This window comes from Bradyrhizobium sp. LTSP857, assembly GCF_000938285.1.
In the GTDB taxonomy this organism is placed as follows: Bacteria; Pseudomonadota; Alphaproteobacteria; order Rhizobiales; family Xanthobacteraceae; genus Bradyrhizobium.
In genome coordinates this window covers 161,392-174,726 of sequence record NZ_JYMS01000044.1, presented here as the reverse complement: position 1 = coordinate 174,726, position 13,335 = coordinate 161,392, and the positions used below count along the sequence as shown (strand labels likewise).

10 protein-coding genes are annotated in these 13,335 nt (G+C 62.6%); 8 read left to right on the top strand and 2 right to left on the bottom strand.

Features of this window, described 5'->3' with window-relative positions; all coding sequences use genetic code 11:
- From UP06_RS27555 to UP06_RS39310, 5 genes are all read left to right on the top strand, one after another.
- Positions 1-906 (top strand): ABC transporter permease, encoded by a 906-nt coding sequence (locus tag UP06_RS27555; RefSeq protein WP_045006905.1) that lies wholly within the window; start codon positions 1-3, stop codon positions 904-906.
- On the top strand, positions 903-1,709 hold the full coding sequence (locus UP06_RS27550; protein WP_045006807.1) for an ABC transporter permease: 807 nt from the start codon (positions 903-905) through the stop codon (positions 1,707-1,709). Before UP06_RS27555 ends, UP06_RS27550 begins: the two co-directional genes overlap by 4 nt.
- A gap of 102 nt (positions 1,710-1,811) precedes the next feature.
- On the top strand, positions 1,812-2,807 hold the full coding sequence (locus UP06_RS27545; RefSeq protein WP_197087405.1) for an ABC transporter substrate-binding protein: 996 nt from the start codon (positions 1,812-1,814) through the stop codon (positions 2,805-2,807).
- An 18-nt stretch (positions 2,808-2,825) separates the two neighbouring features.
- Positions 2,826-3,911, top strand: coding sequence for an ABC transporter ATP-binding protein (locus UP06_RS27540; protein ID WP_050032095.1), 1,086 nt, complete (start codon positions 2,826-2,828; stop codon positions 3,909-3,911).
- A gap of 56 nt (positions 3,912-3,967) precedes the next feature.
- Complete coding sequence (locus UP06_RS39310; protein WP_197087403.1) at positions 3,968-6,358, top strand: MFS transporter; 2,391 nt, start codon at positions 3,968-3,970, stop codon at positions 6,356-6,358.
- A gap of 67 nt (positions 6,359-6,425) precedes the next feature.
- Here UP06_RS39310 and UP06_RS27530 read toward each other — a convergent pair whose 3' ends face one another.
- Both UP06_RS27530 and UP06_RS27525 read right to left on the bottom strand, forming a co-directional pair.
- Positions 6,426-7,565 (bottom strand): MFS transporter, encoded by a 1,140-nt coding sequence (locus UP06_RS27530; protein ID WP_045006804.1) that lies wholly within the window; start codon positions 7,563-7,565, stop codon positions 6,426-6,428.
- Between the two features lie 290 nt (positions 7,566-7,855).
- Positions 7,856-8,224, bottom strand: a complete 369-nt coding sequence (locus UP06_RS27525) for a hypothetical protein (protein ID WP_045006903.1) — start codon at positions 8,222-8,224, stop codon at positions 7,856-7,858.
- A gap of 250 nt (positions 8,225-8,474) precedes the next feature.
- Here UP06_RS27525 and bamA point away from each other — a divergent pair, with 250 nt between their 5' ends.
- The 3 genes from bamA to UP06_RS27510 all read left to right on the top strand — a co-directional run bounded on the left by bamA (position 8,475) and on the right by UP06_RS27510 (position 13,307).
- Positions 8,475-10,988, top strand: coding sequence for an outer membrane protein assembly factor BamA (bamA, locus tag UP06_RS27520; RefSeq protein ID WP_045006803.1), 2,514 nt, complete (start codon positions 8,475-8,477; stop codon positions 10,986-10,988).
- 295 nt (positions 10,989-11,283) lie between these two features.
- On the top strand, positions 11,284-12,420 hold the full coding sequence (locus UP06_RS27515) for an ATP-grasp domain-containing protein (RefSeq protein ID WP_082081633.1): 1,137 nt from the start codon (positions 11,284-11,286) through the stop codon (positions 12,418-12,420).
- Complete coding sequence (locus UP06_RS27510; protein ID WP_045006801.1) at positions 12,417-13,307, top strand: succinate--CoA ligase subunit alpha; 891 nt, start codon at positions 12,417-12,419, stop codon at positions 13,305-13,307. The genes UP06_RS27515 and UP06_RS27510 overlap by 4 nt, the downstream gene beginning before the upstream one ends.
- The last annotated feature ends 28 nt before the right edge of the window (positions 13,308-13,335 follow it).

Below are 13,335 nucleotides of genomic sequence, written 5' to 3'. Positions count from 1 at the left end.
ATGGCGAACGCCAAGCCGCGTCGCGGACGCCAGGCGCTGCGGGTTTCGATCGGGATGATCCTGCTGCTTCCGGCGCTCGGCTTTCTTCTTGTTTTCCTCGTCATTCCCTCACTGTCGCTGTTGAGCGCCAGCGTTCTGACGCAATCCGGGTCCGGCGATATCGGTCTGCCCGTGACCTTCGCAAACTACGACCGGCTCTTGTTCAGCTCCGCCTATCAGAAGGTCGTCCTGCGAACGATGAGCATCTCGGTATGGACGTCGCTGATCTCGATCGTGCTGGCGTACCCGCTTGCTATGGTCATCGCCTATGGACGTCCGTCGCTGAGCCGGTTGACGATGGTCCTGGTCGTTGCGCCGCTCGTGGTGAGCGTCATCGTGCGATGCTACGGTTGGCAGCTGCTGCTCGGCAATAATCGCGCAGGCGTGCTGAACTGGCTGATCGCGTTAGTCTTCCGGAATCCGGCGACGATCAAGCTGATGTATACGGAATGGGCGGTGATCATCGCCTCGGTCCATGTGTTCTTGCCTTTGATCGTCCTTCCGATCGCCACGTCGCTTGCCCGCATCAACCCATCTCTCGTTGAGGCCGCCCGGATGCTCGGTGCGCCGCCCTGGCGGGCGTTCTTGCGCGTGACGCTGCCGCTCAGCGTGCCGGGACTCACGGCCGGTGTGACCATCGTGTTCGCGCTCACGGCGTCGTCATTCGTGACACCGCAAATGCTCGGCGGCACCAATGCCTCGATGCTTGGAATATTACTCGAGCAACAGGCCATGACGGTGTTCGACTGGCCGATGACCGGGGCCATCGCCTCCGTGATGGTCGCGATCGCGCTCTGCTCGAATGCGGCATCGACCTGGATCATCGGGCTGTTGACGCGGCGCGGCCAGCCGGGAGGCCGCAAATGACGAGCGGCAGGCTCTCCGGCGGAGGCGGCTTCGTCACCTACACCGCGGCGATGGCAATTCTGTTGTTCATCGTTGCGCCGCTCGCCGTGATCGTTGCCCTGTCGGTTTCGGAATTGAACTTCGCGACGTTCCCGCCCAAGGGCTTTACGCTCGCCTGGTACGCGAAGGTGCTGTCCGACGCTGCTTTTCGGCATTCCTTCGTCGTCAGCATCTTGATCGCCTTGGGCGCGACGACGATATCGCTGTGCCTGGGGCTCCCAGCGGCCTATGCGCTTGATCGATGGAAAGTGCCGAGCGCAGGCGTGATCCGGGCGCTTCTACTGTCCCCGATGATCCTGCCGATCCTGATCACCGGTCTCGCCCTTCTCAAGCTTTTCTCGCAGACAAGGATGCGCGATGCGAGCATCAATCTGCTCATCGGCCACATCCTGGTCACGCTGCCCTATGTGGTGCGCACCATCACGGTGAGCCTCGAGCTGGTCGATCGGACCCTCGAAGAAGCCGCACTGACGCTGGGCGCATCTCCGGTCCGCGCCTTCGTGAGGGTGACGGTGCCGCAGCTCGTCCCGGGTATCGCGGCGGGCTGCCTGTTCGCCTTCATGATTTCCTTCGACGACTATCCGATCTCGATGTGGCTCGGCGACGCCGAATATGTGCCGTTGCCGGTCTATCTGCATGACAGCCTCACGAGGCTGTTCGACCCGTCGATTGCAGCGACGTCGAGCTTGATGATCCTCACGGGAATTTTGGCCGTCGTCGGCCTGGAAAAGATCGTCGGACTTCGGCGTGCAATGGGTGTCTGATCAAAAGGGGTATGAGTTATGACAAATAGGATCATCCGTCCGGTTTCGCGTCGTACTCTGCTGGGCGCAGCCGCCGTCGGTATCGCGAGTCCGAATTTTTTCGTGAAGAACGCGTGGGCGGCCGGAAAGAGCCTCTTCATCGGGACCTACACCTCCATTCAGGGACAGGTCATCAAGGAAAAGGTCATCCCGAAATTCCAGGCAGATTTCGACTGCAAGGTCTTTCAGACCGAGAACGTGACGCTCGGCAACATCGCGATTCTCAGGACGCAGAAGGCGAATCCCAACTACTCCGTCATGATGATGGACGATCTCGGCATCCCGATCGCAAAGGCGGAAGGCCTCATCGACAAGCTGCCGCGCGACAAGATCCCGAACATGCAGAATGCGTTCTCGCGCTTCATCTACAATGACGACCATGGCGTTGCCTTCGCAATCTCCGAGATTTCGCCCTGGTATGTAAGCTCGCTGTCGCCGCCGATTGAAAGCTGGACCGACATGTGGAGCGACCGGTTCAAGGGCCGCTTCATGCTGATCACGCCAAAACAGTCGCAGAGCGTGCAGTTGCTCGCCTTGGCCGCCTCGCTTGCGACGGGAAAGCCGATCCTGGAAGCCCAGTACGAGCTGGACAAGGGCTGGGCGAAAATGGCGGAGTTGAAGCCCAACGTTCAGACCGTCTATGACACGACCGGCGCGGCGCTGCTGCAAGCAGCGCAGGGACAGGCGGACGCAGGCGGGCCGGATTTCTCCAAGGTCGTTCAACCCTACATCCTCAAGGGTGCGCCGATCGTGCAGTCGCGCCCGAAGGAGGGATCGTTCGCCGGTGTGAACTGCGTAACGCTCGTCAAGGGCGCGCCGGAGCCGGATCTTGGCGCGGCCTTCATCGATCGCCTGTTGTCGCCCGAGGTCCAGAAGATTTTGGCGGAAGAAACCTACGGCGCTCCCTCGGTCAAGAACGTCGACCTGAAGAAGGAAGTCGCCGCGGCGATCCCCTACGGCGAGGATCGGGTCAAGAACCTGATTCTTCTCGACTGGGAGAAAATCAATCCGCAGCGCGGCGCGATCATCGAGAAATACAACCAAACCTTCGGAGCCTGAGCCATGAGACCGCCCACAATGGATCTGGCGCTGTCCGGTCTGGTCAAGTCGTTTGGCGAGTCCACAGCGGTGGACAATGTCACGCTGCGGATCGCGGCTGGAGAGCTGGTGGCGCTGCTCGGACCGAGCGGGTGCGGGAAAACGACCACCTTGCGCATGATCGCAGGGCTGGTGCAGCCCACGTCAGGCGAGGTCCTGATCGGAGGATCCCGCATCACGCATGTGCCCGTGCACAAGCGGAACATCGGAATGCTGTTCCAGAATTATGCCCTGTTCCCGCATATGACGGTCGCGCAGAACGTCGCCTTCGGATTGCAGATGCGGCGTCTGCGGCAATCCGAATTGCGAGAGAAAGTCGAGACGGCCCTGGCGATGGTGCAACTCAAGGAATATGCCGACCGGCTTCCCGCGGCGCTCTCCGGCGGCCAGCAGCAGCGGGTCGCGCTGGCAAGGGCGGTGGTGATCGAGCCGGCGCTGCTGCTGCTCGACGAGCCGATGGGAGCGCTCGACAAGAATTTGCGGGAGAACATGCAGTTCGAGGTTCGGCAGATTCAGAAGCGTCTGGGCATTACCGCTGTCCTGGTCACGCACGATCAGGAAGAGGCGATGACCATGGCCGATCGGGTCGTGGTGATGCGTGATGGACGGCTTGAACAGGTCGGGACGCCCAAGGAAGTCTATGAAAGCCCCGTCAGCCGTTTCGTGGCGAGCTTCATCGGCGTTTCCAACTTCATTCAAGGGTCCGTCGTTGCCGCGGACACTACGGGCACAAAGATGAAATTGGTGTGTGGAACTGAAGCGCTCGTGTCCGAGACAGGCGTGACCGACGGCGAGCGTCTTCTCTCAATACGTCCTGAATCGGTCATGCTGCGGGTTGCCACGCCCGGCGAGACACCCGGCCTGAACGAGGTCATTGCGACGGTCGAGCACGTCGTCTTCAAGGGCCAGACGACCCACGTGCACATGAAGATGCGCGACGGGGCGACGCTGCTGTCCAACCTGTCCGGAACGGTAGCATCGCGCCTGCTCCCAAGCCTCGGCGCCGGGACTGACGTGATCGCAAGCTGGTCTGCCGACCGCGCGCGGGTCGTGCTCGACTCCTGATAGCAACGGCCGAGACACGAAAGACAAGACAAGTGACGCCGGGTTGGATGAATCGCGTGGACCTCAGCGATGGGGTGCCCACGCCTCTCAGATATCTGTCAATCGCCACGATCACGCTGGCCGTGACCATGAGCAGCCTTGACAACAGCATGGTCAACGTCGCGCTGCCCGCAGTCGCGCGCGACCTGAATATCCCGCCGGCCAGTGCCATCTGGCTGGTGAGCATCTATCAGATCGCGCTCGCAGTGACGCTGTTGCCGCTGTCGAATCTCGGCGAGATTTTCGGTTATCGCCGCGTGTATCTCTGCGGATTGACGCTCTTCACCATCTCGTCGGCTGCCGTGGCGGCGTCCAACAGTTTCCTGACCATCATGCTGGCGAGATGCATGCAGGGGCTTGGCGCGGCCGGCATTCTGAGCGTCAACATCGCGCTCATCAGGTTCGTCTATCCCAAGCATGAGCTTGGCAAGGGCATCGGCATCAACTCGTTCGTGGCAGCCTCGGCCTTTACCGCCGGCGCGCCGGTCGGATCGCTGATCATCAAATATTTTGGCTGGCACGGCCTGTTCGCGGTGAACGTACCGACCGGCATCGTCGCCATTCTGGTCGCGCTCTATTCGGTCCCGCAGACCCCGGTCTTTGCTCGGCCATTCGATCTTGGCGGCGCATTTCTCTACTCGACGGCCTTTGGCTTGCTGCTGTTCACATTCAACGGCTTCGGGCACGAGCAGTCCTGGTGGCTTCTGGCCGCCCTGGTTCTCGGCACGGGGGTGTTCTGGTGGGCCTATCTGCAACGAGAGGGACAAAAGCCGACGCCGCTCCTGCCGATCGACCTGTTCAAGCGTCCCCTGTTTCGCATGGCGGTGCTGACGTCGATCTGCTCGTTCATCGCGCAGATGTCGGCGATCCTCGTCCTGCCGTTCTTCATCGAACATATCGGCTATCACGATCCGGCCGTTATTGGCCTGTTGATCACGCCGTGGCCCGCGGCGGTCATTGTGACCGCCTTGGTGGCCGGCAATCTGGTGAACCGGTTTTCGGCGGCGCAGCTCTGCACCGGAGGGCTGTTGCTCCTTGCGGCTGGCCTCGCTTCGCTGGCTCTTCTGGACATCGGCGCGACACCTTTGCGCATCGCTTGCAGCATGGCTGTGTGCGGCGTCGGCTTCGGGCTGTTCCAGTCACCCAACAATTGGGCGCTGATCAGCGCGGCGCCTCCGGCCAGGAGTGGTGCGGCGAGCGGCGGCCTGAATTCGGCGCGGCTGGTCGGTCAGTCGCTCGGGGCGGCCATCGTCGCGATCATGCTCACGGAATTTGGGCCCAATGGCGCACCCTCGGTCTGCCTTTTCCTCGGCGCGGCTGTTGCGGTCGTCGCGGCCTGTGTGAGCGCACTTCGGGCAGAGGCTTATTCAACCAAATCAAACGAGGCGGCCGAAGCACCAATGGTGTCGCCAGGCGCCAATGATAGCAGGACAGGAGCAATGGAACCGGTGGGATTGAACGATGTGATCTTCAAGGTGGAGGCACAGGCGTTTCGCGACGCTCTGCACGGAAAATACAGCATCCACGACATGATGTCGGATCGGCCGCCTCCGGGCGATGAAATCCTGTCCAGAGCAAAGGTCCTGGTGACGACCGGACTCGCCGGTGCGTCGGAGGACGACATCCGAATGATGCCGAACCTGTCGCTGATCTGCTGCATCGGGACGGGTTACGAGAATGTTGATATTCCGGCTGCGCGTCGGCGGGGCGTGGTCGTCACGCATGGTGCCGGAACGAACGCGTCCGCGGTGGCGGACCATGCGGTCGCCATGCTGCTCGCCATCATGCGCAACCTGCACATGTTCGATACCGTCGCCAAGCAGGATCTGTGGCGGGGAAATCTCGGGCCGCGTCCGATTCCGACCGGTAAGCGAGCCGGTTTGGTCGGGATGGGCGCGATCGGACAGCGGATTGCGCGACGGCTGGAGGCCTTCGACATGGAGGTGAGCTATCACGCCAGACGTGCGAAGGCCGAGTTTCCCTGGACATTCTACCCGTCCGTCCTCGAGCTCGCGAACAACGTCGATTGCCTCATCGTGGCAGCGCCGGGTGGTGGCGAGACCTATCACATCATCGACGATCAGGTTCTGTCGGCGCTGGGCCCGCACGGCTTCCTGGTGAATGTCAGCCGCGGCAGCCTGGTCGATACGCCGGCGCTGGTGACGGCGTTGAAGTCCGGCACCATTGCCGGCGCGGCGCTGGATGTCTTCGAGGAAGAGCCGTCCATTCCATCGGCCCTGCGTGACCTCAGCAACGTGATCCTGACCCCGCATGTCGCGGCCTTCGCGCCGGAAGTCCATGCCGTCTCGACTAAGCTCCTTCTGGACAATATCGAGGGATTTCTTCGCTGTGGCGCCGTTGTGTCTCCCGTTCCGGAGATGCGTGATGCTCTCGCATTGAAGAGCTAGCCCTCGAGCCCGTCTGCTGCTGGCTGCCCAGATGATTGATCGCAAAAGTCTCTCGCAGCTAGACCTGCTAACGCTGGTCTCTCGTCACGACGCGCGCCGAAACCGTGACAAGCGCCATGAGTGCGGCCAGGATCCAGAACGCCGTTGGGAGTCCTGCAACATGGGCGACAAATCCGACGCCGGCGGGACCGACGAGGATGCCGGCATAGCCCGCAGTCGTGATCGCTGCGACGGCGAGACCGACGGGCATAACAGCTTGCGTGGCCGCGCGCCGGAACAGGATCGGCACGAGGTTCGATGAACCGAGGCCGATGAACAGGAAGCCGGTCATGGCGATGGCCGCAACGGGCGCCAGCAACAAGACGATGAAGCCTCCGATTGCAATCAGGCTTCCCCAGAACAGCGCCGCGCGATCCCCGATGCGGGCAACGACGGCATCTCCGGCCAGCCGGCCGACGGTCATCGCGATCGAGAACACGATATAACCGATTCCACCATGGGTCGCGGAGACGAGGCTCGCGCCGATGACGAGCAGCGCGCCCCAGTCGAGCATTGCGCCTTCGACGAGGAAGGTGATCGCGCAGAGCAGCGCGAGCAACAGCACGGTTCCGCGCGGCAGCACGAAGAGTGGTCCCTCCGGCGTCTGCGTCGAACGAAGCAGGCGTGGCCAGGCCACCACCGTTGCGAGCAGCATCAGGACCGAACAGATCAAGGTGCACGCGAACGCATCCAGTTGCAGCGAGAGCAAGGCGGTCATCACGGCGGATCCGGCGAAGCCGCCGATACTGAACAGCGCGTGGAAGCCCGACATCAGCGGGCGTCTCGCGGCGCGTTCCACCTCGATCGCGTGGATGTTGATGGCGACGTCGATGGAACCGAGCGCCGCGCCGAACGCGGCAAGCGCCAGTGCCAGTGTCAGGGGCGAGCTCGCGATCGCCAAGAGCGGCAGGATGAAGGCGAGACCGAGTCCGCCCGCGATGATGATCGGCTTGCTGCCATAGCGCGCGCTCAGGACGCCAGTCAGGAACATCGCGACGACCGAACCGATGCCGAGGCTGAGCAGGAGCAATCCGAGGACGCCGTCGTCAATGGCGAGACGCGCTTTTGCGAAGGGCACCAGCGGCGCCCAGCAGGCGATGCCAAAACCGGCAACCAAGAAGGCGAGCCGCGTCGCAAGACGTGTCGCGGGCCGGTCGGCAGAGAGCATGAGAATTCCGGGGAAAGGGGCGAAGAATGCTATGAACGTTGCCGCACGCGCGGTCAAGGCGTCGACAAGCCGCCCGTGATGTCGATGTTCCGGCCGATGTACAGGTGATCGCGTGCGACGACAAAGATGCCGCGCCTTCCAGTCGCGCGGATGGCGAATACCCGCAGCCCAGGCGTGATCTCCGCTCGCGCTCGATCTCCGTGTTCCAACCGGCCGAATGTTGCTGAATATCAAAAGATATTGCCGGCCGTCGCGCGCCTGCAACGACCGCCAGGCTGGCCGCAAGCAGGTCACCAGGACAGCGGGAGTCTCTGCTCAAATCCGCCGAGGTCCGAGGCCGGGCTGAGGGGTTGCCGGTCGAGCGGCCGATTGTTGTTCTGGCGGGCGAACGATGTGCCGGGCGGAAGGGCGTAGTCGCTGAACTTCCGATCGCCGGGCAGGACCTCGGTCCCGCCGTCCAGCCACGACCGCTTGCTGACATAGATGCGCGTATGCGGACCGGACTGGTACGAGTGATTGGGGCCGCGTGGGCCGTAGTCATAGACCGCCCCACGTGCCGTCTGCTGCCGATCGTGCTTGCCGGTCGTGTCGGCGTTGCACGTTACGGTCGAGGCGAGGACGGCGACCAGCGCCAGTCCGGTCGTGACGATCGGGTTCATTGCGGCATTCCATGCGCGTTGGCTGATGCCGACCGCTCTCGCATCGACCTTGCGGTCTGTAAACAAGCCATGTTTTACGCGATGTTGCTGGCCGATCGCGCAAACGGGACGTACATGCCGCTTTCGGTGCATGGGCGAAGGCGGCCCGCTCAATCAAACTCAATCCCCGGAAACAGTACAGCAATCACAAAGCCACACCACGGCCACAGCCGTTTCGTTTCAGAGCAGTCAGGTGCTCTTGAGGTGTGGAATGTCGGTTTTGCGGGCCTGGCTTGTCGCGGTCGTCGTGAGTGGCGTGTCGATTGCAGCTTCACTTCCTCTGGTGCTGCTGCCGCAGCCGGCGGCGGCGCAAGCCGCTGAAGCGATCGTGGTTGAAGGCAATCGCCGCGTGGAGGCCGAGACGGTTCGCTCTTACTTCACACCCAAGGCCGGCGGGCAGCTCGATCAGGCGACCATCGACGACGGTCTCAAGGCGCTGATCGCGACCGGGCTGTTCCAGGACGTGAAGGTCAGCCGGTCCGGTGGCCACGTTGTGGTGTCGGTGGTGGAAAACGCCGTGATCGGCCGCGTTGCCTTCGAGGGCAACAAGAAGATCAAGGACGAGCAGCTCTCGGCCGAAGTCCAGTCCAAGCCGCGCGGCACCTACTCGCGGGCGATGGTGCAGTCCGACACATTGCGGATCGCCGAGATCTATCGTCGCTCAGGCCGCTACGACGTGCGTGTCACGCCCGAGATCATCGAGCAGCCGAGCAACCGCGTCGATCTCATCTTCACGGTCGAGGAGGGAGTGAAGACCGGTGTCAAATCGATCGAGTTCATCGGCAACAGCGCCTACTCGGCCGCGCGTCTGCGCGACGTGATCAAGACGCATGAGAGCAATCTGCTCTCCTTCCTCGGCAACAATGATATTTACGATCCGGACCGGGTCGAGGCCGACCGTGACCTGATCCGCCGCTTCTATCTCAAGAACGGCTTTGCCGACGCGCAGATCGTGGCCGCGCTGACTGAATATGATCCGGACAAGAAAGGTTTCCTCGTCACATTCAAGATCGAGGAAGGCCAGCAATATCGCGTCGGCACGGTCGATTTCCGCTCCGGCATCGCCAATTTTGATGCAAACTCGATGCGCACCTTCTCGCGCGTCAATGTCGGCTCGCTCTACAATGTCGAATTGCTCGAGAAGTCGACCGAAGAGATGCAGATCGAGGCCTCGCGCCGCGGCTATTCTTTCGCTGTGATTCGACCGAGCGGTGATCGCAATTTCGAAGCGCACACCGTGTCCGTCGTGTTCAACATCGATGAAGGGCCGCGCACCTATATCGAGCGCATCAATCTCCGCGGTAACACCCGCACGCGCGATTATGTGATCCGGCGCGAGTTCGATCTCTCCGAGGGCGATGCCTACAATCGTGCACTGGTCGACCGCGCCGAACGCCGGCTGAAGAACCTGGATTACTTCAAGAGCGTCAAGATCACCACGGAGCCCGGCTCTTCCAGCGACCGCGTGATCCTGATCGTCGAGATGGAGGAGAAGTCGACCGGCGACTTCTCGATCTCGGGCGGCTACTCCACGACCGACGGTGCGCTCGCCGAAGTCTCGGTCTCCGAGCGCAACCTTCTCGGCAAGGGACTCTATGCCAAGGCGTCAGTGACCTACGGCCAATATGCCCGCGGGGTATCGCTGTCCTTCGTCGAGCCTTATTTGCTCGACTACCGGATAGCGCTCGGAGTCGACACCTACTGGCGCCAGCAATTGTCGAACAGCTACACCAGCTACGGCGTGACGACGGTGGGTTTCTCGCCGCGTCTCGGCTTCGCGCTGCGAGAAGATCTCTCGCTCCAGCTCCGCTACTCGCTCTATCAGCAGAGCATCTCGCTCGCCAGCATCTACAACAATTGTAACAACAACGCGGCCAATACCTCACTGGCCTTCAATCCGACGCCGGCCTACATCAAGAATATCCTGGGCGGGGTGGATCCGACCAATGCCACGGATTCGGGCGTTTATGGTTACGGCTGCTACGGCGACGGCGAATCGACACTGCCGGTTCGAAAGGAGCTGGCGAACGGCCCGACCTTGACGTCGGCAGTGGGCTATACGCTGAACTACAATACGCTCGACAACAACAAGAACCCGACCGACGGCCTGCTGATCGACTTCAGGCAGGATTTTGCGGGGGTCGGCGGCGACGTGACCAATCTGAAGACCGCGGTCGACACCAAGTACTACACGCCGCTGGTGTCCGAGATCGTCGGTGTCATCCACCTCCAGAGCGGCATTCTCAACAAGATCGGCGATAACGATTTACGCATGCTGGATCATTTCCAGATGGGGCCGAACCTGGTGCGTGGCTTCGCATCCAACGGCATCGGTCCGCGTGACATCACCTACGCGAGCTACGGCGCGGTCGGTGATGCACTCGGCGGCACGAAGTACTGGGGCGCGTCCATGGAGTTGCAGATGCCGTTCTGGTTCCTGCCCAAGGAAGTGGGCCTGAAGGGCGCGGTCTATGCCGATGCGGGCTCGCTCTGGGGCTATCAGGGCCCGACATCCTGGGCGGCGACAGGCGAGGTCAACACCAAGGCCTGCCCAACCTGCGGCCTTCAATATGACGACAGCAGCGTGGTGCGCTCGTCGGTCGGTGTCGGCCTGATCTGGGCCTCGCCGTTCGGACCGCTGCGCTTCGACTACGCCGTGCCGATCACCAAGGGCAAATACGACATCGTCCAGGAGTTCAGGTTCGGCGGCGGCACGTCGTTCTAACGCGACGTCGAGCGAGCTAGCCATTCGCGTCAGGCACGCCGCAGCGGATGCGCGTGCCTGCTCCTTGATTGCTCTGAATGGTGACCGGGCAACCAGCGGTTGTGGGCGGCCTCCATCTCCGGCATCCCGGTGCGGGGGAGTCGAACTCACCAAATAAAATGCATTATTACGCGTGCCGGTTCCACTCGAAATGAGCGGATTCGGTCCCGACCACAGCTAAATCGACAAAATACGATGCCTGTTCCTTAAGAAATGGGACGGAAGGCGTGTTGACACTGCTTTTTGATAATGCATTATGCATTTTATGCTAGTCACTGAAGCCCAAGGCAAGGTGCTGCTTCGCGCCGCTGCCGTCGCCACACCTTCAAGTCAGGAATTGCGCTCGCTTGACGAGGTCAGGGCCTGTCGCATCGATCTTCCTGTCGCCGTGAAGGCGCAGGTCGCCACGGGCGGCCGCGGAAAGGCCGGCGGCATCCGCAAGGCGAGCTCGGCCGCCGAACTCGAAGAGGCGTTCGGCGCGATCATGGCGATGCGGTTTGCCGGCGAGGCGCCGGCATCCGTGCTGGTCGAGACCTGGCTCGAGATCGAACGTGAGCTCTATCTTGCGGTCGCGATCGACAGCCGCGTCGGCGGTTTCAACGTGCTGTATTCGCCGCGCGGCGGCGTCAACATCGAGGACGGGCCACCACCGCTAAGCTACCCTGTCGGGCTCGCGCGCAATTTCCGCGCCCACGTGTTTCGCGGTCTGCTCGAGCCGGTCGAGCCCGACGCCAGGGTGCGCGAGCGCGTGATCTCCGTTGCGCGGCGTCTGCTCGACATCGCGCTGGCGAACGAATGCACGACGGTGGAGATCAACCCGCTGGTCGTTGCCAAGAGCGGCGCACTGGTCGCGGCCGATGCCAAGATCGTCCTCGACGAGGCCGCGGCCTTCCGCAGGGCGGAGACCGCCGCGGCGATCGCGACGACGCGTGAAAAGGCCGACCGCGGGATCAGGCTGTGCGAGGAAGCCAATCTGATGCTGGTCTGGCTCGACGGCGAGATCGGCCTGATCTCGGGCGGGGCCGGCATGACGATGGCCGCGATGGATGCGATCGACGGCGCCGGTGCGCAGCCCGCCTGTTTTCTCGACGTCAGCGGCAATCCGACGCCTGCGGGCTTCGGGCTCGCCTTCGATCTGCTGGACCGCGCCCCGAAGGTGAAGGGAATTCTCGTCAGCATGTTCGGCGGCGGACTGCACACCGATCGTGTGGCCAAGACCCTGGTCGAGCTTCTCGGCAAGCGGACGTCGGTAAAGCCGGTGACCTTGCGGCTCAATGGCACGCGCAGCGACCTCGCGACGACCATCCTTCGCGATGGTGGGCATCAGAACCACGCCACGCTGGAGGCGGCTGTTGCCGACATCGTGAAGCGAGTAGCGGAGGTGCGGCGATGAGCATTCTCCTGGATGCCGATGCGCGCATATTGATCGTCGGCATTACCGGCAAGTTCGGAACGTTTTCGGTCAAGGACCTCGCGCAGAGCCAGACCCAGGTCGTCGCCGGTGTGGCGCCCAGGCGCAGTGGTCAGACCATCGCGGGTGTTCCAGTGTTCTCCTCCGTCGCGGCTGCAATGACCGAGACGCACGCTAACGCCGCACTGATCTATGTGCCGGCCGTCGTCGCACTCGATGCGGTGCTGGAGACGGTCGAGGCCGGTTGTCCGCTGATCGCCTATCCCGGTGATGGCCTGCCAGTGCTGGACGCGATGGAAATGCGCGCGGCCGCGCTTGCGCATGGCGCGTATCTCATCGGCCCGAACTCGCCGGGCCTGATTTCTCCCGGCAAAGCCAAACTCGGTTTCATGCCGTCGTTCTGCTACAGGCCCGGACCGATCGGCGTGATCTCGCGCAGCGGCTCGCTGTCCTATGAAGCATGCTTCCGCCTGTCGCAGGCCGGCCTCGGCCAAACCAGCGTCATCGGCATCGGCGGCGATCCCGTGCGCGGCGTCAACGCGGCGGAGGCGATCGCGCTGTTCCACGACGATCCGGAGACACGCGCCATCATCTATCTCGGCGAGATCGGCGGTTCGGAAGAATATGCGCTTGCTGAATATGCGGGACGTCCAGACGCCAAGCCTTCGGCGGCGCTGCTTGTGGGTCGCACTGCACCTGCGGGCAAGAAGATGGGGCATGCCGCCGCAATGATCGGTTCCCACGCCGAGAGCTGGTCCGCCAAGGTCACAGCGCTCGATCGCGCCGGCGTCGTGATCGCGCGCGACCTGGACGGTCTTGCCTCCGCCGCCGCAACAGCGCTGGCCCGCGCGATGAAACCCGCAGCTTAGCAAACCGCAACTCATACAGGGATTGGAG